General features: G+C 65.3%; 19 protein-coding genes. 3 read left to right on the top strand and 16 right to left on the bottom strand.

Features of this window, described 5'->3' with window-relative positions; genetic code table 11:
* The first annotated feature begins 62 nt into the window (after positions 1–62).
* Positions 63–944, top strand: coding sequence for a LysR family transcriptional regulator (locus FJ949_RS03890; RefSeq protein ID WP_140493048.1), 882 nt, complete (start codon positions 63–65; stop codon positions 942–944).
* Between the two features lie 224 nt (positions 945–1,168).
* Here FJ949_RS03890 and FJ949_RS03885 read toward each other — a convergent pair whose 3' ends face one another.
* The 10 genes from FJ949_RS03885 to rsfS all read right to left on the bottom strand — a co-directional run bounded on the left by FJ949_RS03885 (position 1,169) and on the right by rsfS (position 10,768).
* A complete protein-coding gene (locus FJ949_RS03885; RefSeq protein ID WP_140493047.1) occupies positions 1,169–2,425 on the bottom strand; it encodes a D-amino acid dehydrogenase in 1,257 nt (418 codons plus the stop codon).
* 123 nt (positions 2,426–2,548) lie between these two features.
* The gene (locus FJ949_RS03880; protein WP_224646535.1) at positions 2,549–3,136 is read right to left on the bottom strand and encodes a nucleoside-diphosphate kinase; all 588 of its coding nucleotides are present in this window, start codon (positions 3,134–3,136) and stop codon (positions 2,549–2,551) included.
* The gene (rnk, locus tag FJ949_RS03875) at positions 3,105–3,527 is read right to left on the bottom strand and encodes a nucleoside diphosphate kinase regulator (protein WP_140493045.1); all 423 of its coding nucleotides are present in this window, start codon (positions 3,525–3,527) and stop codon (positions 3,105–3,107) included. The genes FJ949_RS03880 and rnk overlap by 32 nt, the downstream gene beginning before the upstream one ends.
* A gap of 275 nt (positions 3,528–3,802) precedes the next feature.
* Entirely contained in the window at positions 3,803–4,942 is a 1,140-nt protein-coding gene (gene alr, locus FJ949_RS03870) for an alanine racemase (protein ID WP_140493041.1), read from the bottom strand.
* A gap of 92 nt (positions 4,943–5,034) precedes the next feature.
* Complete coding sequence (locus FJ949_RS03865) at positions 5,035–5,556, bottom strand: RNA pyrophosphohydrolase (protein ID WP_140493512.1); 522 nt, start codon at positions 5,554–5,556, stop codon at positions 5,035–5,037.
* A 30-nt stretch (positions 5,557–5,586) separates the two neighbouring features.
* Entirely contained in the window at positions 5,587–6,762 is a 1,176-nt protein-coding gene (locus FJ949_RS03860; protein WP_140493038.1) for a divergent polysaccharide deacetylase family protein, read from the bottom strand.
* Positions 6,763–6,959: 197 nt separating this feature from the next.
* On the bottom strand, positions 6,960–8,291 hold the full coding sequence (locus FJ949_RS03855) for a S41 family peptidase (RefSeq protein ID WP_181165202.1): 1,332 nt from the start codon (positions 8,289–8,291) through the stop codon (positions 6,960–6,962).
* A 1-nt stretch (position 8,292) separates the two neighbouring features.
* Entirely contained in the window at positions 8,293–9,657 is a 1,365-nt protein-coding gene (locus FJ949_RS03850; protein ID WP_140493036.1) for a murein hydrolase activator EnvC, read from the bottom strand.
* 167 nt (positions 9,658–9,824) lie between these two features.
* Positions 9,825–10,307 (bottom strand): 23S rRNA (pseudouridine(1915)-N(3))-methyltransferase RlmH, encoded by a 483-nt coding sequence (gene rlmH, locus FJ949_RS03845; RefSeq protein ID WP_140493033.1) that lies wholly within the window; start codon positions 10,305–10,307, stop codon positions 9,825–9,827.
* An 83-nt stretch (positions 10,308–10,390) separates the two neighbouring features.
* Entirely contained in the window at positions 10,391–10,768 is a 378-nt protein-coding gene (gene rsfS, locus FJ949_RS03840; RefSeq protein WP_135902362.1) for a ribosome silencing factor, read from the bottom strand.
* Between the two features lie 242 nt (positions 10,769–11,010).
* Between rsfS and FJ949_RS03835 the strand changes: the two genes are divergently transcribed.
* Complete coding sequence (locus FJ949_RS03835) at positions 11,011–11,862, top strand: mechanosensitive ion channel domain-containing protein (protein ID WP_140493030.1); 852 nt, start codon at positions 11,011–11,013, stop codon at positions 11,860–11,862.
* Here FJ949_RS03835 and FJ949_RS03830 read toward each other — a convergent pair whose 3' ends face one another.
* From FJ949_RS03830 to obgE, 5 genes are all read right to left on the bottom strand, one after another.
* Positions 11,863–13,161 carry an MFS transporter gene (locus FJ949_RS03830; protein WP_140493027.1) on the bottom strand — a complete coding sequence of 433 codons (1,299 nt, stop codon included), beginning with the start codon at positions 13,159–13,161 and terminating at the stop codon, positions 11,863–11,865.
* Between the two features lie 101 nt (positions 13,162–13,262).
* Positions 13,263–13,850, bottom strand: a complete 588-nt coding sequence (locus FJ949_RS03825; protein WP_140493506.1) for a nicotinate-nucleotide adenylyltransferase — start codon at positions 13,848–13,850, stop codon at positions 13,263–13,265.
* Between the two features lie 248 nt (positions 13,851–14,098).
* Positions 14,099–15,385 (bottom strand): glutamate-5-semialdehyde dehydrogenase, encoded by a 1,287-nt coding sequence (locus tag FJ949_RS03820; RefSeq protein WP_140493024.1) that lies wholly within the window; start codon positions 15,383–15,385, stop codon positions 14,099–14,101.
* A gap of 3 nt (positions 15,386–15,388) precedes the next feature.
* Positions 15,389–16,528 (bottom strand): glutamate 5-kinase, encoded by a 1,140-nt coding sequence (gene proB, locus FJ949_RS03815; protein WP_140493503.1) that lies wholly within the window; start codon positions 16,526–16,528, stop codon positions 15,389–15,391.
* 7 nt (positions 16,529–16,535) lie between these two features.
* On the bottom strand, positions 16,536–17,567 hold the full coding sequence (obgE, locus tag FJ949_RS03810; protein WP_140493021.1) for a GTPase ObgE: 1,032 nt from the start codon (positions 17,565–17,567) through the stop codon (positions 16,536–16,538).
* Positions 17,568–17,696: 129 nt separating this feature from the next.
* Between obgE and FJ949_RS03805 the strand changes: the two genes are divergently transcribed.
* The gene (locus FJ949_RS03805; protein ID WP_140493018.1) at positions 17,697–18,566 is read left to right on the top strand and encodes an endonuclease/exonuclease/phosphatase family protein; all 870 of its coding nucleotides are present in this window, start codon (positions 17,697–17,699) and stop codon (positions 18,564–18,566) included.
* A gap of 194 nt (positions 18,567–18,760) precedes the next feature.
* On the opposite strand, the gene FJ949_RS03800 is transcribed toward FJ949_RS03805, so the two are convergent.
* Positions 18,761–19,348: a GNAT family protein gene (locus FJ949_RS03800; RefSeq protein WP_181171626.1), complete on the bottom strand. Its 588-nt coding sequence runs from the start codon at positions 19,346–19,348 to the stop codon at positions 18,761–18,763.
* Positions 19,349–19,485 lie beyond the last annotated feature (137 nt).

Raw genomic sequence — 19,485 nt, 5'->3', positions numbered from 1 at the left:
TGGCAGGTTGAGTTCCTTCACCACAGAACGCGACATTGAAAATTGTCATCCGGACCATCCCCATGAACTGGGATGACGTCCGCATCTTTCTCGCCGTGGCGCGCGCCGGGCAAATCCTTGGCGCGGCGAGGCGCCTGGAACTCAATCACGCCACCGTCTCGCGCCGCATCGCCGCACTTGAAGACGCGCTGCGCACGAAACTCTTTCGCCGGCTGACCACCGGCAGCGAGCTGACGCCCGCCGGCGAGCGCTTCCTCGACATTGCCGAGCGCATGGAGGGCGACATGATCGCCGCCCGCTCGACAATATCAGGCGAAGGCGACGACGTTTCGGGCACGGTGCGGATCGGCGCGCCGGACGGGTTTGGCGTCGCGTTCCTCGCCCGGCGCCTCGGCGCACTGACCGCGCTGCACCGTGAATTGACGATTCAGCTCGTACCGGTGCCGCGCTCCTTCTCCCTGTCTCGCCGCGAGGCCGACATTGCCATCACCGTCGAGCGCCCGACCGAGGGCCGGCTGGTAGCGGGCAAGCTGGTCGACTACTCGCTCGGCCTGTTTGCCTCACGTGCCTATGCTGAAGCCCACGGCCTGCCCCAGACCGCTGCCGAGCTGGGACGGCACACATTGATCGGCTATGTGCCAGACCTCATCGTCAGCCCATCGCTCGACTACGCCGCCGAATTCAGCGCTGACTGGCGCACCAGCTTCGCCATTTCCTCCGCGCTCGGGCAGGCCGAAGCGGTGCGGACGGGCGCCGGCATCGGCATCCTGCACACTTTCGTCGCCCGCTCGATGCCGGAACTGGTGGCCGTCGACGTGGTGGCTCCCATCCGCCGTGCCTACTGGCTGGTCTATCACGAATCGGTCAGGCCGCTGCGCCGCGTCCAGATCGTTGCCTCCTTCATCACAAAGGCGGTGGAGCGGGAGAGAAATCTTTTCGTCTGACGCATGTCGGCCATCGCAGCTTCTTCCACGACACGGAGAACGGCATGATGGTGCTCGACCCCGCCTTCTTCGCCAGATGACGAGTATCTCGCCCATTCCAATCGGTCGCCACCGAAGTGACCATCCGGTGGGCTTACCGGCTGCTGTTCGACGAGGGCTGGGTGAAACAGGCGTTCTGACGCGATATCCCCCGGCCGCGCCCGCCGATGGCGAGCGGGCGGCGTCTATTTCAGATAGCGCTCCTGCGCCAGCGCGCGGGCGTCGATATCGGGCACTTTGTTCGAGATGATGTCGGCCAGCACCTTGGCCGAGCCGCAGGCCATGGTCCAGCCGAGCGTTCCATGGCCGGTGTTGAGGTAGAGATTGGAAAGCTCCGTGCGCCCGATCAGCGGCGGCCCGTCCGGCGTCATCGGCCGCAGGCCGCACCAGAACGTCGCCTCCCGCATGGCGCCGGCTCCCGGGAACAGGTCGCCGACCGAGTGTTCGAGCGTGCGCCGTCGCGATTCGTGCAGCCGGAGGTCGAACCCGGAAATCTCGGCCGTGCCGCCGACGCGGATGCGGTCGCCGAGCCTCGTGATCGCGACCTTGTAGGTTTCGTCCATCACCGTCGACACCGGCGCGGCGGCGGCATCCTTGATCGGCACCGTGATCGAATAGCCCTTGACCGGATAGACCGGGATCGGCCGCTTCATCCGGCGCATGAAGTCCGACGAATAACTGCCCAGCGCCATCACATAGGCGTCGGCGGTCAGCCAGCCCTTGCTGGTGCTCATATTGTTGACGCGGTTGCGGCTGCGGATGACGCGCCATATCGTCGTGTCGTATTCGAACTTGACCCCGCGTGCCACGCAAAGCTCGGCCAGCCTGTCGGTGAACATCTTGCAGTCACCGGTCTCGTCGCCCGGCAGCCTCAGGCCGCCGACGAATTTTTCGCGCACCGCGGCCAGAGCCGGTTCCGCCGCGATGCAGCCGTCCTGGTCGAGGATTTCGTAGGGCACGCCATATCTCTTCAGCACCTCGACATCGCCTGATGTGCCGTCGAGCTGCTTTTGCGTGCGAAACAGCTGCAGCGTGCCCTGTGTCCGCTCGTCATAGGCTATGCCGGTTGCCTCGCGCAGCGCCTTCAGCGTGTCGCGGCTGTATTCGGCCAGCGGCACCATGCGCGATTTGTTGACCGCGTAGCGTTCGGCGGTGCAGTTGCGCAGCATTTTGACCAGCCACGTCCACATATGTGGATCGAAGGCCGGCCGCACCACCAGCGGACCATGCTTCATCAGCAGCCATTTGATCGCCTTGAGGGGGATACCGGGCCCGGCCCAAGGCGAGGCATAGCCGGGCGAAATCTCGCCGGCATTGGCGAAGCTGGTTTCCAGTCCCGGCCCTTTCTGGCGGTCGATCACGGTCACCTCGTGGCCAGCCTCGGCGAGATAATAGGCCGTGGTCACCCCGATCACGCCACTGCCCAGCACCATGATTTTCATTCATTCACTCCTTGCCGCGCCGAGCGTCCTCAGGACGCCCGTGGACGCGGCCGTATTTTCGATTTGCGCATGATCCCGAGCGAAAATCGATGTCGATCTTCGAGACCACGCGCCGTTGCCTATTCACGCCGCCGAGGGACCGGGGTCGTCTTCTTCTGTCTGCCGCATTCCGGCCGTCTCGCCAAGAGGCCGCCAATCGGCTGCGGCACTGTAGACGAGCCTGGGCCCGTGCGGTCGCCGCGCGTCAGCCTGGTCTTTCTGCTTGATCGTGCGCCGGGCAGCTTCAGGCTGGTAAAGCACGGCCTTGATCAGGATCGACTCCCGCCTGCCGTCGGCGTGTTCGACCGTTGCCGTCTGGCCTTGCGCCATGCCAAGCATGCAGAGCCCGCGCCTCGTTGCGACCGACAGGCTCGAGCCGACCGGCCCGCGCACCTCGTGCTGCACCAGGGTTCGCGTTTCGGCGGGACCGGCATCGACGCCGAACACCACCCTGCTGTTCAGCGTAACGATGTCGGGGCCGACCGAATCGATCGGCACGACATCGGCGCCTGAAAGCTTGTGTTCGAGCATGCGCACGATCGGATCCGCGAACGCCCGTCGGCGCTCCAGCATGACTTCGAGAACGGCGAAGTCCTTCGTCGTCAGGCAACAATTCGTGCTCGTCATCACCGCCTCGCCATCAAGCTCGTTGCGGGCCGGAAGCCGGCGCATCGACGGCCTCGACGGTCACTGACAGTTCCCGACCGCCACGACCGTTCCAGCAAACCGCCTGCCCAACACTCGCGCCAATGAGCGCGGTTCCCATCGGCGTCAGCACCGAGATGCGGTTCTCGGCTATGTCGGCCTCACCCGGGTAGACCAGCATGATGCGCTGGGCGTCGCCGCTTTCGCCGCGCACGATCACCGTCGAACCCATTCGCACCACACCGGCCGGCATCGCCGCCGCGTTCGTGACGACGGCCCTGTCCATTTCCGAAAGCAGCTCCTCGGCCGTCTCGGGCGCGCGATCGAGCAAAGCCCTGGCCAAGCCCGTCAGCCTGTCATGGTCGGCGTCGCTGATCAGAAGATGGCTGTTTGGACGCAGTTCTTTCGCGTGTTGCATGGCAAACCTCATGGACCGGCGCATCGAGCGGATGCGCGCCTGCCGGCGCGCTGGCGGCGGCGTGATGAAAGGCCGGCAGCCGCGAAGGGCTGTTCGGCTTGATGGCGATTGTGGATGTATGGATGCCCCGGTACGGACGGACGCCGGAAGGCGGCCGCGCCGGGGCTACGATCCCGCGATCGGGCAGACCCTGAAGAAGGTTTTGATATAAGCGAGCTTGCTCATGTGCCAAAGCTTGCCGAATGGCGCCCGCTTGTCAAGCGCGGCCAAACCGCTCAACCGCCCAGATAGCGCCGGTGAAAACGCGTTCCGAGGCTGGCCAGGATTTCATACCCGATGGTGCCGGCATGGTCGGCAGCATCGTCGACGCTCTGTGAGGGCCCTAGCAACTCCACCAGGTCGCCCTCTCCGAGCCGGCCGGGCGGCAAGGCGGAAATGTCGAGAATGATCGAATCCATCGACACGCGCCCGAGGAAAGGCAGGCGCACCGCCTCGAACCATGCGGCCGAAGCGGAGCGGCGCAGCCAGCCGTCCGCATAGCCGAACGAAATCGTCGCCAGGCTGAGCGGGCCCTGCGCATGGTAACTGTGGCCATAGCCGACGCCAGTGCCCTTTTGGACACTGCGCGTCTGCGCCACCTTGGCCTGCAGCCCGACCACGGGCAGCATCGGGTTGGCTTGGCCAGGCGTCGGGTTGATGCCGTAGAGGGCGGCACCGGGCCGGGCAAGATCGCAATGATAAAGCGGGCCTAGAAAGATGCCGGAGGAGTTGGCAAGCGAGGCCGGCGCCACGGGTAGCATGGCACGCAACCGCGCGAATGCCAGCCTCTGCTGTTCATTGGCCGGGTGGCGCGGTTCATCGGCGCAGGCCAGGTGGCTCATCACATATCTGACGTCGATGCCATCGAAAGCGCCGACATCCCCGGCCGCCGCCTCGACCTCGGCTGGCGCCATCCCAAGCCGCGACATGCCGCTGTCGACCTGGACGGCAGCCGGGAGCCGGCGCCCGGCGCGGTGTGTCGCTGCGCGCCAGGCTTGCAACTGTGCGCCACTGTTGATGACAGCGCACAAGCCAGCCGCCACCGCTTCCGGCTCGGAACCCGGCGGCAGCCCGTTCAGCACGTAGATGTCCGGTCCGGCCCCCAGCGCCTTGCGCAGCGCGATGCCTTCGGACAGCAGCGCGACGAAGAAGATGTCGCAGCCTTCCTTCATCAGCGCCGATGCCACTTGCGCGGCGCCGAGACCGTAGCCGTCGGCCTTGACCACGCCCGCGCAGCGCACGCCGCCCAGCCGCGCCTTCAGCCGCCGGTAATTTTCGCGGATCGCGCCAAGGTCGATGGTGAGGATGGCCCCGGCAGCAGCCTCGCTTGTGGCGTCGGCTTCCTCGGGCAGCGATCTTTTGGGGGCGTCGTGCATGGCGGCCCTTCTTGTGGCGGATGGACATCAATAAGACGGTCGAACCGGCGCGGCAACCGCTGGCGTTTGAACCGCGGCCTCGGCCCGTCCGGCTATGGCACAAGGTGACGGAACGCCGTCACCACGTCTTCATAGACCTTGCGCTTGAACGGCACGATCAGGTCGGGCAGCTCCTGCATCGGCCGCCACGACCATTTGTCGAATTCGGCGGTGTGGCCGCCGGGCGGCGGATTGATCTGGATCTCGCTGGTATCGCCATGGAAGCGGAAGGCGAACCATCGCTGCGTCTGACCCCGATAGCGCCCCTTGAAGGCGACGCCGACCAGGTGGTCCGGCAGATCATAGTTGATCCAGTCCGGCGCCTCGGCGAGCAGCGAGACGCTGCGCATGCCGGTCTCCTCATAAAGCTCCCGCTCCGCCGCCTGCAGCGGCTCCTCGCCCTTGTCGATGCCGCCTTGCGGCATCTGCCAGAGCTGCGTGGTGCCGGCGAATTCGCTGTCCGGCTCGGCGATACGATGGCCGACCCAGACCAGGCCCTCGGCGTTGAGGATCATCAGCCCGACACAGGGACGGTAGGGCAGCGTCTCGCGGTCGACCTTCTTCGTCTTCGGCATCATTCAGTCTTTCAAGCTGTTTCCCGGTGGCTAGCCCTTTTGCGGATCGATCGCCACCGCTGAAATCGGCACGATCTCGATGCCGCGTTTCTTGGCCTCGGCCGCCCATGACGACACCGTGTCGACCGTCAGGTCGAAAGCGGAGCCGATGCCGACCGCAGTGCCCTTGGCACGGGCGGTCGCCTCCAGGCTGTCCAGTTTCTTCAGGATGGCGCCGCGATCCTGCACGGCGTCTATCGCCGTGTCGCCGGCGACGAAGGGCACGCCGTCCTTCAGCGCCAGATCCGGCGCCAGGCTGCGCGCCGACGAGCCGTCGTCGATATAGGCGAGCCCGCGCTTGCCGAGCTCGGCCATGAAGGGCTCCATTGCCGCCGGGTCAGCGGAGAACCGCGCGCCCATATAGTTCATGACACCGGTATAGTTCGTCGTCCGCGACAGTGCCCAGCGCAGGTTCTTCAGGTTCTCTTCCGCGCTCGCCGCCACCGTCAGCGTGTTGCGCCCGGGGTTGACATTGGGATAGTCGAACGGTTCGAGCGGCACCTGCATGACGATCTCGTGGCCGCTCTGCCGGGCGGCCTGCATCCAGCGGCCGATGCTGTTGCCTTGCGGCGCGAACGCCAGCGTCACTTCCGCCGGCAGCTTGGCAATGGCCGCCTGGGTGCCGGTCTGTGAAACCGCGAGCCCGCCGATGACGATCGCCACGCGGGCGCCGCGCGCGCCTGACCACGGCCGCGCGTAGACATCGAAGGGCCGCCGCCCGTCTGCGGCGCGCACCGGCAAGGGGCCGGCATCGCCGGCCTCGATCAGCGCCCTGTCGGGAATATGCGCGATCTTCAGGTTTTGGCCGATGGTCGACGGATCACGGATGACGATTGCCGCCTTGGGCGGACCATCGCCTTCCTCTGTCTGCACATGGATGATCTGCGGGCCTCCAGCCTTGGCCGGCATTTCCGCCTTTGGCGTCGTGACCGGCGCTAGAGCGGACGGCGCAGCGGTCGGCTCCGGCACCACTTTCGGCGTCGAAACCGCGACTTCCTGCGGCTTGCGAAACGGCTTGTCCCTGAGCGCGATCGCGCCGGAGACGCCGACAACGGCCAGCACGACGAACGCAGCCACGAGCGCACCCACGCTGACCTTGCCGGCGGCGCGCGGCGGACGGACAGTCAGTCCGAGCGGTCGTTCGATGTCCTTGCCGATATCAGCCAAGCCCTGTCCCCGTCCGCATGGCTTCGAACATGGAACCTTTCGAAGAGACATGCGCGAATTCTTCATGCCGGCGCACCCCTGGCGCCCTGTATCGAGGGATTCGCGTTACCCCCGAATCAAACTGCCGGAACCTTTCGGCCCCGGCAGCATCGCATTGCTTCCATCGGGCGGCCAGACCCGTTGTTGGCCGCCACCTGTTACTGGTTGAGGACAGCCTTCTGCGGATTGGGCGGGAAGGACGGATCGGTCTTCTGGCCGCGCAGAAGCTGCTCGGCATAGATGAGCTGGAGGTCGTTCTTCGGATCCGGCGGCACATAGGCTGCCGAGCCCGAACCGGTCGAGCTCTCGTCGGCACCCTTGATGTGGCCCTTGAGGTCGGATTCGCCGCGCGTCAGGTCCCTGCCCTGCAGTTCCGGCGGCAGCGGCTGGTCGACCTTGATGTCGGGCGTGATGCCCTTGCCCTGGATCGACTTGCCGGACGGCGTGTAATAGAGCGCCGTCGTCAGCCTGAGCGCGCCGTTCTCGCCAAGCGGGATGATGGTCTGCACCGAACCCTTGCCGAAGGACTGCGTTCCGACCACCGTGGCGCGGCGTAGGTCCTGCAGCGCGCCAGCGACGATTTCGGACGCGCTCGCCGATCCGCCATTGACCAGCACGATCAGCGGCTTGCCGCCGATATCGTCGACCTGCTTGGACTTGGCGTCGAAGCGGGTAACGTCCTTGGGATCGCGGCCGCGCGTCGAAACGATCTCGCCACGGTTGAGGAAGGCGTCCGATACGCTTACCGCCTGATCGAGCAGACCGCCGGGATTGAGGCGCAGATCGAGCACATAGCCCTTGAGCTTGTCGTTCGGCACCTGCTTCTTGATGGTGTCGATGGCATTCTCGAGGTCGTCATAGGTCTTTTCGGTGAAGGAGGTGATCTTCATGTAGCCGATGTCGTTCTCGACCCGGAACTTGACCGCCTTGACCTTGATGATGTCGCGCACCACCGTCAGCTCGATCGGCTTGTCGGCGCCCTGGCGCAGGATGGTGAGCTTGATCGGCGTGTTGACCAGGCCGCGCATCTTGTCGACCGCGTCGTTCAGGGTCAGGCCGCGAACCTCCTCGCCATCGATCTTGGCGATGTAATCGCCTGCCAGCACGCCCGCCTTGGCGGCCGGCGTATCGTCGATCGGCGTGATCACCTTGACCAGATCGTTCTCCATGGTGACCTCGATGCCGAGGCCGCCGAACTCACCCTTGGTCTGCACGCGCATGTCCTGCGCCTGCTCGGCGTTCATGTACGAGGAGTGCGGGTCGAGCGAGGCAAGCATGCCGTTGATGGCGTTCTCGACCAGCGATTTGTCGTCGGGCGGCGTCACATACTGCGCCCGCACGCGCTCGAAGATATCGCCGAAGATCGCCAGTTGCTTGTAGGTCTCCGACCCCGCAGCGTTCGCTGCCGAGCCGGGCGCGCCATAGACCAGGCTCATGGCGGACGCGCCCATCAGCGCACCGGCAAACAGAAGCGACAGTTTCCGCATCATTTCACGTCCTTCCAGAAAAACGGTCCGCCCACCATGGGGTCGGATCGACGGGTTTTCCATCCTTGCGGAACTCGACATAGAGCTCCGGCGTGGCATTTCCATTCTTCGAAGCCGAGGTGCTTGCCACCCGGGCCTCTCCCATCGCACCGACCGGCTCTCCTGCGAGCACTGATTGGCCGGTTGCGACGCTGATTCTGCTCATCCCCGCCAAGACGACATGATAACCGTCGCCGGCATTCAGGATCAAGAGTTGACCGTAGGAGCGAAACGGCCCCGCATAAAGCACATTCCCATCCGCCGGTGCGGTGACGATGGCGCCCGATTGTGTCGCAACCATGTCCCCAAGCATCACCGCGCCGTTACCGTCTTCGGCGCCGAACCGGCGTTTAATGCGGCCGATGACCGGCAGCGCGATCTGTCCTTGCAGCGCCGAGAAGGGTGCCGCAGCGGCAAGCCGGTTGGCCTCGGGAACCGGCAGCGACGCCGTCATATCGCCGCCCGCCTTGTCGCCGCCCGCCTTGTCGCCGCCGGCTTGGCCGGCCTCCGCGGCCTTTGCGGCATCCGCGGCCTTGCGGTTGCGTTCGGCCTGGGCTTCGAGCGAGGCGATCAATTCCTTCAGGCTGCTGGCCTTGGCCGCGAGCGCCTCGGAATGCTGTCGCTCGGCCGACAACTGCGCCTGCGTGTCGGCTTCGAGCTTCTGCTTGGCTTCCAGCAGCATGCCGAGCCGCTTCTTTTCCGCAGTCTGCTCGCCGACTGCCGCCGTCAGCCGTGCCCGCTCGGCCTCGATCGAGGCCGTCACTCGTGTCTGCTCCTTGAGGTCGGCCAGGAGCCTGTCGGTCTGCTGGCGCAATTCAGGCACCACGGCGCCAAGCAAGATGGCGCTGCGCACCGACGACAGCGCGTCCTCCGGCTTGACCAGGATCGCCGGCGGCGGGTTCAGCCCCATGCGCTGCAATGCGCCCAGCACCTCCGCCAGCACGTCGCGCCGCGCCATCAGCGAGGCGCGGATCTTCTGCTGCTGGGTCTTCAGCCCCTCCAGCTTGGCGCCGATGTCCTCGATGTCCTGCCCAAGCTTTTGCTCGGTCATTGCCGACTGGATCAGCGCGGCGGTGATCGAGGCGTGGTCCTTCTTGACCGCGGCGATGTCGGCGGCCAGCTTGGCCAGCCGCTCGGACGACAGGCTTATCTCCTTGGAGATCTGTTCGTATTCGGCGCGGCTCTGGTCCGGATCGGGGGCCATGTCGAGCGTGTTCTCGGCCCATGCGGCATTGAGCGAAAGGATGACCACCGCCGCCGCGATGCCGCAGCGCGCGCGCCAGGAGCCCGCTGTCGATGAGCCCGTCGTCGATTTCCAGCCTTCAGCCATGCGGGATGGACTCTATCTGCGGCTTCGTTAACGAACCATCAACCATATTAATGCGCATCGCCCAAAACTGTGCAGCGGTTTCGCACACCGGTGAGCAAAATAGGGAAAGCCGGCCCGAAGCCGTGATCTTGCGCGGCATTGGGGCGGAATTCGGTGCGATGCGACCTTCAGGTTCTGTGATAGGGGTGGCCGGACAGGATCGTCGAGACCCTGTAGAGCTGCTCTGCCAGCATCACCCGCACCAATTGGTGCGGCCATGTCAGCGCACTGAAAGACATCACCAGCTCGGCCTGGGCGCGCAACGACGGATCGTGGCCATCGGCGCCGCCTATAGCCAGCGCCAGCGCCTTGCGGCCGGCGTCGCGCAACTGGCCGATGCGGCCGGCGAAATCTTCCGAGGACAGGTTCTTGCCGCGCTCGTCGAGCAGGATCAGCGCCGAGCCGGGCTGCAACTGCGCCTGCAGCCTTGCGCCTTCATCGCGCCGGCGTTCATCGGCGTTCTGGGCGCGGCCTTCGGCGATCTCGGCGATGCCGGAGAATTCGAGGCCGACAGCCGGGCCGCTCTTGGAGAAACGCTCGAAATAGCGGTCGGCGAGTTCTCTCTCGGGGCCGCTTTTCATCCGGCCCACGGCATGAACGGTAATCTTCATCCTCGCCTCAGAGGGCCGCCGATGCGTGTCGCCCGCAAATCGTCATTGGGCCTGGAACCACGGCACGCATCCAACCAACCGGCTCAGTGCAAGGTCTCTTCCTCGAGGTCCGGCGCCTGCCACATCTTTTCGAGATTGTAGAATTCGCGGACTTCGGGGCGGAAGACATGGACGATGATGTCGCCTGAATCGATCAGGACCCAGTCGGCGCCGGACAGCCCCTCGACGCGCGCCGTGCCGAGGCCGGCATCCTTCAACGCCTTGAGGAGATGATCGGCAACAGCCGAGACATGACGGTGCGATCGGCCCGACGCGACGACCATGTAGTCGCCGAGGCTCGATTTTCCCTGGATGTCGATTGAGACGATGTTTTCGGCCTTGGAGTCTTCCAGACTGGCAAGGACTGTCTTGATGGCGCGGGACACGGCGTCGTTTACGCTGATCCCGGCCGGCGAAGGCACGATGTCGGCCTTCTTCCGCAGTGCTGTTCTCAGTGTATTTCCTTTCGCAGCAAGAACAACCAAATCACCCCTGAAAGCGGGTGACACCGCTTAGATAGGCAGAGTTCCGTTGCAGTTTCAAGACGGAGCCCCGCTTCCATGCGAACTCATTGAGGCTCCGCTTGTTCCGCGCGACACGCAAAAGATCGGAACCCAGGCGTTCCGCAGGGGTTATCGGCTGATTGATCAACCGGAATCCCATTATGCCGATCGACCCGCAAAATGCCCTCCTGACCGTGCAGGCGGGGCTCTCTCAGCTCAGCGCGCTCATTGTCTCCTATTCGCTTTCGGCGGTCGGCGCCGTCATCCTTCTGGTTGTCGGCTACATCGTCGCCGGCTTTGCCGAGCGCTCGATCTTTGCCGGCCTGGGCCACATCCATGGCTTTGACCAGACGCTGCGGCACTTCTTTTCCAAGATCGTCCGCTATGCCATCCTCGTCCTGGTCGTCATCATGGTGCTCGGCCAGTTCGGCGTGCAGACGGCCTCGATCATCGCCGCGATCGGCGCCATCGGCCTGGCCATCGGCCTGGCGCTGCAAGGCACGCTGCAGAACATTGCCGCCGGGATCATGCTTTTGGCATTGCGGCCGTTCCGCATCGGCGAATCCGTCGAAGTCGGGTCCATTGCCGGCTCGATCGAGGAAATCGGCCTTTTCGCCACCAAGCTCCGGAGCGCCGAAGGCGTCTACATCCTGGCGCCCAACTCGACGCTGTGGAACCAGCCGGTGCGCAATTTTTCGCGCAACGGCGTGCGGCGCGGCGACATCACCCTCTCGATCGGCTCCTGGAACGACATCGACCGCGCCCAGAAGACGCTGCTTGCGATCGCCGCCGTCGAGCGCCGCGTCAAGCGTGAGCCGGCGCCGACCGCCTTTGTCGCGGCATTGGGCGAAAGCACCGTCTCGATCACCTTGCGTTACTGGACATCATCGGTGGATTTCTTCGCCGCCCAGGCCGACCTCACCAAGCGGGCCAAGCAGGAATTCGACCGCGAACGCATATCGATCCCGCTGCCGCCACCGCAGGCCCCGGCGCCGGAAACCCGCCGGCAATAGTCAATCGCCCCTGTGCCGGTGCTGTTCGTCCGGCGCGAAGGCGAGTTCCACCGGCAATGGCGCTTGCGCCGTCATCGGCGCGAAGCTGCCGGTTTCGGTTGCCGGCACCGGCCGCGCGGTGAACACGCGCAAAAGCACGAACAGGCAGAAGACGCAGGCGATGACCACTGTTACATAGATGAAGGCCTGCGTGCCGAAGACGGCTGACAGCGCGGTCACGATGCCCGGCACGATGAAGCCGGACAGCGACCAGGCAAACAACAAGGAACTCGACAGCGCCACCATGTCGTCCTTGCCGGCGCGGTCGGCGGCGTGGGCACTGGCCAACGAGTAGATCGATTCCGAGGCGCCGTCCCACATCACATAAATCACCAGCAGCACCGCCAGCGTACCGCCGTCGAAGCCGAGCGCAAACATCCCTGCCGCCGCGGCGATCGCGGATGCCGCGACCAGCACATAGCGGCGATCGGTGCGATCGGAAATCCAGCCGAGCGGAACCTGCAGGATCAGCGTGCCGAGCGGCATCACCGAAAGCAGCAGCGCCACGTCGGCCTGGCTGTACCCCTTCGCGGTGGCGTGGATCGGCGCGAAGCCGGAAATCGACATGGACAGGCCACCGACCGCCAGCATGCCGGCGACGCCGACCGGCGAAATCCGCCAGGCCCGGCGCAGCGCCACCGACGCCGCCTGCGGCGCCGGCGGCTGGGCCAGCCGGGTCATCCCGACGGGCAGGATGGATAGCGCGGTGAAGGCTATGCCGATCAGCGATGCATCCGCCGTCCTGATGTCGACCAGCGCCAGTGTCGCATAGCCGATGCCGAGCCCGCCGACATAGGCGACGTAGAAGACCGCCATTACCCTGCCGCGTATGGCGTTGGCCACGGCATCGTTGAGCCAGCTCTGCGCGACGATGAAAAGCCCGCATATGGCAAAGCCGTAGAGCGCGCGCGCCGCGATCCACAACAGGGGGTGCGGCCCGGCGCCGATTGCGGCATTCGACAGCGCGATCAGCGCCGACAGCACCATGAAGGCGCGGGCATGGCCAACCCTGCGCACCAGCGGTCCGGTCAGGATGCAGCCGGCGAGACCACCCGCCGACAGACCGGTGACGATCAGACCGGCCCAGGTCGGATCGAAGCCTTCCACGCCGAGCCGGACGGGGATGTAGGCGAACATCAGCCCGTTGCCGATGGCGATCAGCGCCATCGACACCACGACGCTGGCAATCGCGATCAGCGGCGTGGGCGTGTCGCCGTGCCTCGGTTCCGTTTCGGTTTGGTTTTTCACGAGAGTGGTCATATCAGCGCAAGATCATCCATTCGATGACGAAAGGCCGCCGCAAAAGCGACATTGCCGGACTTGCCTTCCTCCTTGCGAAGAAAGGGCGCTGTGCGTACCGATCAGCCCTTCGCCTGCTCGCGGATAGCCGTCGACGACAGCGACGAGCGCGGGCCGTGGATGAAGGTCCACGCGGGCGCCTTCATGCGGGCGAGCCTTGGCGCATCGCCTTCGTCGATGCGGGCATAGTCGAAGGTCTTGGCCACGACCGACGACAGGAACGACAGCGTCGCGCCCGGACGATCGATGACCGCGATCGGGAAGGTCATGACGATTTCGCGCCAGCGCTGCCAGCGGTGGAAATCGCGCAAGCTGTCGGCGCCCATGATCCAGACGAAGTCGACGCCGGGATTGCGCGCCTTGACCAGCGCCAGCGCGTCGGCGGTGTAGCGCACATGATGCGCCGCTTCGAAGGCGGTGACCTTGATCTTCGGGTTCTTGGCGATCTTCTCGGACAGGCGCAGCCGTTCGGCCAGCGGCGCCAACTCGTGCGTGTTCTTCAGCGGATTGCCCGGGGTGACCATCCACCACAACTGATCGAGCGCCAGCCGCCTGAGCGCGATCTCGGCGACCAGCGCGTGGCCGGCATGCGGCGGATTGAACGAGCCGCCGAACAGGCCGACGGCAAGGCCTTTGCCGGCATGCGGCATTTTGAGGTAGCTGGACGGGATAGGTTGCTCAAGCAGGGAAAGCATTCGCTAGGCACCCCCCTCTGTCCTGCCGGACATCTCCCCCGCAAGGGGGGAGATTAGCAGCTTCGGTGAAGGCACAAATCTTGCAGCATTGAAGATCGGCGAAACCAAAAATGTCAGCCAATCTCCCCCCTTGCGGGGGAGATGTCCGGCAGGACAGAGGGGGGTGGCTGGGCGCAAGCTTCAGGCCCTTTGGACGAAAAGCGTCAAGGCCTCACCTGTCCCGAGCCGCGCACGCGGTATTTGAACGAGGTCAGTTGCTCGACGCCAACGGGCCCGCGCGCGTGCATCTTGCCGGTGGCGATGCCGATCTCGGCGCCCATGCCGAACTCGCCGCCATCGGCGAACTGCGTTGAGGCGTTGTGCAGCAGGATCGCCGAGTCGATCTCGTTGAAGAACCGTTCCACCGCCTGCGCGTCCTCGGCGACGATCGCCTCGGTGTGATGGGAGGAGAAAGTCTCGACATGCTCGATTGCGCCAGCGACACCGTCGACCAGCTTCACCGCGATGACGGCGTCGAGATATTCGGTGACCCAGTCGGCATCGGTCGCCGGCTTGGCGTCGAAGAACAGCTTCAGCACCTCGGCATCGGCATGGATCTCGCAGCCCGCGGCGCGCAAGGCGTCGAGGATCGGCACCAGGTGGGTGGAGGCAACCGCACGGTCGACCAGCAGCGTTTCGGCCGCGCCGCAGACACCGGTGCGCCGCATCTTGGCGTTGACGGCGATGCCGACTGCCATGTCGAGCTTGGCCGAGCGGTCGACATAGAGATGGCAGATGCCTTCGAGATGCGCGAAGACCGGCACCCGGGCCTCGGTCTGCACCCGCTCGACCAGGCTCTTGCCGCCGCGCGGGATGATGACGTCGAGATTGCCGCCGAGGCCTTTCAGCATTTCGCCGACGGCGGCGCGGTCGGTGGTCGGTACAAGCTGGATGGCGTCCTGCGGCAGGCCGGCTGCCTTCAAGCCGTCGACCAGGCAAGCGTGGATCACCGAAGACGAGTTCAGCGAATCCGAGCCGCCGCGCAGGATCACCGGGTTGCCGGCCTTGAGGCAGAGCGCGCCGGCATCCGCCGTGACGTTCGGCCGGCTCTCATAGATGACGCCGATGACGCCGAGCGGTGTGCGCACGCGTTCGATCCTGAGGCCGTTCGGCCGCTCCCAACTGGCGATCACGTCGCCGACGGGATCGCCGAGTTCGGCAATCTCGCGAATGCCTTCGGCCATGGCGCGGATGCGGGCGGGATTGAGCTTCAGCCGGTCCATGGAGGACGCCGACAGACCGGCTTCATGCCCGTTCGCGATGTCGATGGCATTGGCGTCGAGTATGGCTCGCTCGCGGGCGATGATCGCCTCCGCCATGGCGGCAAGTGCCGCGTTCTTGGCGGCTGTCGTGGCGATGGCCAGCGGTCGTGCGGCGGCGCGGGCACGGCGGCCGAGGTCGGCCATCGTCGCCACTGTATCGTTCCGGGATTTTTCATGCAGCTTCAGCATGGCTCATCCTCCGCCCGTTACTTGGTCGCCCGCGAGGCTGACCACAAGGTCGTCGCGGTGGATCATCGCCGAACGCGCCTCGTAGCCGAGCACGGTCTCGATTTCGGTTGTCTTCAGGCCTGCGATCCTTACGGCATCCGCCGCATCATAGGCAACCAGCCCGCGGGCGATCTCGCGGCCCTCGGGCGACAGGATCGCCACCGTATCGCCGCGCGAGAAATTGCCGCTGACCAGCTTCACACCGGCCGGCAGCAGCGACTTGCCCGATGTCAGCGCCCCGACGGCGCCGGCATCGACGGTCAGCCTTCCCGCCGGTTCGAGCTGGCCGGCGATCCAGCTCTTGTAGCCTTTCACCGGGTTGGCGCTCGGCCGGAAGAAGGTGGCGCGCTCGCCGCGCTCGATCGCCATCAGCGGCGAAAGCCGCGTGCCGGCGGTAATGATCATGGCCGTGCCGGCCGCAGTGGCGATCTTACCGGCGTCGAGCTTCGTGCGCATGCCGCCGCGCGACAGTTCGGAAGCCGCGGCACCCGCCATCGCTTCGATCTCAGGCGTGATGCGATCGACCACCGCGACGAATTTGGCCTCCGGGTCACGCGCCGGCGGCGCGGTGTAGAGACCGTCGATATCCGAGAGCAGCACCAAAAGGTCGGCGCCCATCATCGTCGCCACCCGCGCGGCCAGTCGGTCATTGTCGCCATAGCGGATCTCGGAGGTCGCCACGGTGTCGTTCTCGTTGATGACCGGCACCGCCTTCATCTTCAAGAGCGTCGAGATCGTCGCCCGGGCGTTGAGGTAGCGGCGGCGCTCCTCGGTGTCGCCAAGCGTGAGCAGGATCTGGCCCGATTTCAACCCGCCCTTGCCGAGCGCATCCGACCAGGCGCCGGCCAGCGCGATCTGGCCGACGGCTGCGGCCGCCTGGCTCTCCTCGAGCTTCAGCGCCCTTTTTCCCAGGTCAAGAATGGTACGGCCAAGCGCGATGGCGCCCGACGAGACGACCAGGATTTCCGCGCCGCCTTGAGCCAGCACGGCGATATCGTCGGCCAGCGAGGCCAGCCAGTCGCGCTTCAGCCCGGCGGTGCGGTCGACCAGAAGCGCCGAGCCGATCTTGACGGTGATGCGCCGGTATTTCTTCAGCGACTGCACGGTCATGCTATTTTTCCCAGCGCGTGTCGACCGGCGCCGCGATCGCGTCGCGCGCTTCGGCTACCACCGCCATCAGCGCGCGCAGCACCGCTTCGACCCCTTCGCCGGTGACCGCCGACAGAAGCATCGGCGCACGGCCGGCGGCGCGCTTCAGCGACGCGACCTTCTTCTTGCGCTCATCCGCATCAAGCGTGTCGACCTGCGAAAGGGCCAGTATCTCGGCCTTGTCGGTCAAGCCATGGCCATAGGCTTCGAGTTCGGCGCGCACGGTCTTGTAGGCCTTGCCGGGGTTCTCCTCCTGCGCCGACACCAGGTGCAGCAGCACGCGCGTGCGCTCGACATGGCCAAGGAAGCGATCGCCAATGCCGACGCCCTCATGCGCGCCTTCGATGAGGCCGGGAATGTCGGCGATGACGAATTCGCGCGCATCGATGCGTGCCACCCCCAGGCCGGGATGCAGCGTGGTGAAGGGATAGTCGGCGATCTTCGGCTTGGCGGCGGTGACGGAGGCGAGAAAGGTCGATTTGCCGGCATTGGGCAGCCCGACCAGCCCGGCATCGGCGATCAGCTTCAGCCTGAGCCAGATGTTGAGCTCCTCGCCGGGCTGACCCGGATTGGCGCGGCGCGGCGCCTGGTTGGTCGAGGTCTTGAAGTGCTGGTTGCCGAAGCCGCCATTGCCGCCCTTGGCCAGCAGGAAGCGCTGGCCGACCACGGTGAGGTCGCAGATCAGCGTCTCGTTGTCCTCTTCGAACACCTGCGTTCCAGCCGGCACTTTCAGCGTGACGTCGGCGCCCTTGGCGCCGGTCATGTTGCGGCCCATGCCATGAGTGCCGGTCTTGGCCTTGAAATGCTGCTGGTAGCGGTAGTCGATCAGCGTGTTCAGCCCGTCGACCGCTTCCAGCCAGACGTCGCCGCCGCGGCCGCCATCGCCGCCGTCCGGTCCGCCAAACTCGATGAATTTCTCGCGCCGGAACGACACGGAACCCGCGCCCCCGTCGCCGGAGCGGACATAGACCTTGGCTTGATCGAGAAATTTCATCGGACAGCAGTTTCTTTATTGGCCTTGCGGCATTGCTCTAAACCTTGCGCCTTGCTCTAAACCAAGGCGCGGCGAAGGGCGAGGCCGTTTTGTGACAGTGGCCGCGTGGGGTTGGCCGGAGATGTCGGCATGAAGCTTGTAACCTACAACATCCAGTACGGCATCGGCCTCGATGGGCAGTACGATGTCGGGCGTATCGCCGACGCCGTGCGCGGCGCCGATGTCATCGCGCTGCAGGAGGTCACCCGCAACAATCCCAGGAACGGCGGACGCGACATGGTCGCCGAGATCGGCGAAGCGCTGCCCGACTATTTCGCCGTCTATGGCAGCAATTTCGAGGCCAATATCGGCTCGCGCATCGAAAACGGCCGCGCCATCACCACCACCTTCCAGCTCGGCAACATGGTGTTGTCGAAGACGCCCATTCATCTGTCGCGCAACCTGCTCCTGCCGCGCAGCCGCAGCTTCGAGATGATGAACTTCCAGCGCGGCGCGCTGGAGGCGCTGATCGAGACGCCGCTTGGTTTCATCCGCTTCTATTCCATCCATCTCGATCACCGCAGCCCGGTCGAGCGCGCCAGCCAGATCCAGTTCCTGCGCCGGCGCCTGTTGAACTATGCGCTTGAAGGCGGCGCGCTGTCCGGCGTCGCCGAGATCGGCCTGCCGGAACTGCCGCACCCCGAGGCCTTCGTCGGCATGGGCGACTTCAACATGCTGGCCGGATCGCCCGAATATGTCGAACTCGCCGGCCGGCCGGACCACGAATTCGGCATGCCGCTGACCGCTGATTTCGCCGTCGACGCCGCCGTGCGCCTCAATGTCGCCGGCGACGATCTCGTCAGCTGGGTCGACCCCAAGGACCCCGGCAATACCGACCGCCACAAGCGTATCGACTATATCTTCACCAGCGCCTCGCTTGCCCGGTCGCTGAAGCGCCTGTGGGTCGACCGAAAGGCTGTTGGCTCGGACCATCTGCCGGTATGGGCCGAACTGGGCTGAGCCCAAATCGATGCACGATTCTTTCCGAACCTTTGACCAGAGGCCCAGCGCCGATGTGTGCTGAGATTCAGGTCAGGCCGAGCCGAAAACGTTGGTTTTCGAGAACCGGAGCGGAGCGTACTTAAAGTACGCGAGCACCGGAAGCGCAGAAAATCAGCGTTTGCAGGCCGGCCTCACCTGAATATCGGCACACATCAAAAATGCACCCAGTTGCGCAGGCTGGTCCATGTCTTCCGGTCGAGGCGGTAACGTTCGACCGGCACCTGGCCGGCGACGATCGAGTTCAGCATGCCCTGGCCGGCGTACTGGAACCCGCATTTGTGGATCACCCGGCGCGAGGCCGGATTGATGACCCGCGTCGAGGCATGCAGCACCTGGATGTTTGTCCGCTGGAACGCGAGATCGACCAGGGCGTGCGATGCCTCGGTGGCGAAGCCGCGCTTCCAGTAGGGTTCTCCGATCCAGTAGCCGAGCTCCAGTCCGCGGTCGGTGGTGTTCAATCCGGCGCAGCCGACGAAGCTTTCGGTGCCGGCCAGCGTCAGCGCATAGGCGATGCCGGCGCGGCGCGACTTGGTCATGGCCAGGAAAGCGCGTGCCTCGGCCTCGCCATAGGGATGCGGCATGCGCGCCAGCATCTCGGCGACATGACGGTTGTCGGCGAGCTCGACCAATTGCGCGATGTCGCTTTCGCGCGGAGCCCGCATCACCAGCCGCTCGGTCACCAGCACCGGGCAATCGATCGCATAACTTTCGTCTTCTGAGTCTTCCGCTTCGGCAACCATGTCAAAGTCCTCCAGGCACAAGAAAAAAGGGAGATGGAAACCCATCTCCCCTGATCCTTTTCCTGGCTTTGCCAAACCTTCTGGCTTCCAGACACCGGTTCCCGAGATGGGCTGCCGGTGTTGTGGTGCGGAACCGG

The organism is Mesorhizobium sp. B2-4-1, from assembly GCF_006442185.1.
Lineage (GTDB): Bacteria > Pseudomonadota > Alphaproteobacteria > Rhizobiales > Rhizobiaceae > Mesorhizobium.
Note: the sequence above shows the minus strand (reverse complement) of the source record. Positions and strands in the feature narration are given on the sequence as shown.

What these genes read in the sequence shown, in the direction of transcription:
- FJ949_RS03890 (WP_140493048.1), top strand. Translation starts at nt 63, where the DNA reads ATGAACTGGGATGACGTCCGCATCTTTCTCGCCGTGGCGCGCGCCGGG.
- FJ949_RS03885 (WP_140493047.1), bottom strand. Translation starts at nt 2,425, where the DNA reads ATGAAAATCATGGTGCTGGGCAGTGGCGTGATCGGGGTGACCACGGCC.
- FJ949_RS03880 (WP_224646535.1), bottom strand. Translation starts at nt 3,136, where the DNA reads ATGCGCCGGCTTCCGGCCCGCAACGAGCTTGATGGCGAGGCGGTGATG.
- rnk (WP_140493045.1), bottom strand. Translation starts at nt 3,527, where the DNA reads ATGCAACACGCGAAAGAACTGCGTCCAAACAGCCATCTTCTGATCAGC.
- alr (WP_140493041.1), bottom strand. Translation starts at nt 4,942, where the DNA reads ATGCACGACGCCCCCAAAAGATCGCTGCCCGAGGAAGCCGACGCCACA.
- FJ949_RS03865 (WP_140493512.1), bottom strand. Translation starts at nt 5,556, where the DNA reads ATGCCGAAGACGAAGAAGGTCGACCGCGAGACGCTGCCCTACCGTCCC.
- FJ949_RS03855 (WP_181165202.1), bottom strand. Translation starts at nt 8,291, where the DNA reads ATGATGCGGAAACTGTCGCTTCTGTTTGCCGGTGCGCTGATGGGCGCG.
- FJ949_RS03850 (WP_140493036.1), bottom strand. Translation starts at nt 9,657, where the DNA reads ATGGCTGAAGGCTGGAAATCGACGACGGGCTCATCGACAGCGGGCTCC.
- rlmH (WP_140493033.1), bottom strand. Translation starts at nt 10,307, where the DNA reads ATGAAGATTACCGTTCATGCCGTGGGCCGGATGAAAAGCGGCCCCGAG.
- FJ949_RS03835 (WP_140493030.1), top strand. Translation starts at nt 11,011, where the DNA reads ATGCCGATCGACCCGCAAAATGCCCTCCTGACCGTGCAGGCGGGGCTC.
- FJ949_RS03830 (WP_140493027.1), bottom strand. Translation starts at nt 13,161, where the DNA reads ATGACCACTCTCGTGAAAAACCAAACCGAAACGGAACCGAGGCACGGC.
- FJ949_RS03825 (WP_140493506.1), bottom strand. Translation starts at nt 13,850, where the DNA reads ATGCCGCATGCCGGCAAAGGCCTTGCCGTCGGCCTGTTCGGCGGCTCG.
- FJ949_RS03820 (WP_140493024.1), bottom strand. Translation starts at nt 15,385, where the DNA reads ATGCTGAAGCTGCATGAAAAATCCCGGAACGATACAGTGGCGACGATG.
- obgE (WP_140493021.1), bottom strand. Translation starts at nt 17,567, where the DNA reads ATGAAATTTCTCGATCAAGCCAAGGTCTATGTCCGCTCCGGCGACGGG.
- FJ949_RS03805 (WP_140493018.1), top strand. Translation starts at nt 17,697, where the DNA reads ATGAAGCTTGTAACCTACAACATCCAGTACGGCATCGGCCTCGATGGG.
- FJ949_RS03800 (WP_181171626.1), bottom strand. Translation starts at nt 19,348, where the DNA reads ATGGTTGCCGAAGCGGAAGACTCAGAAGACGAAAGTTATGCGATCGAT.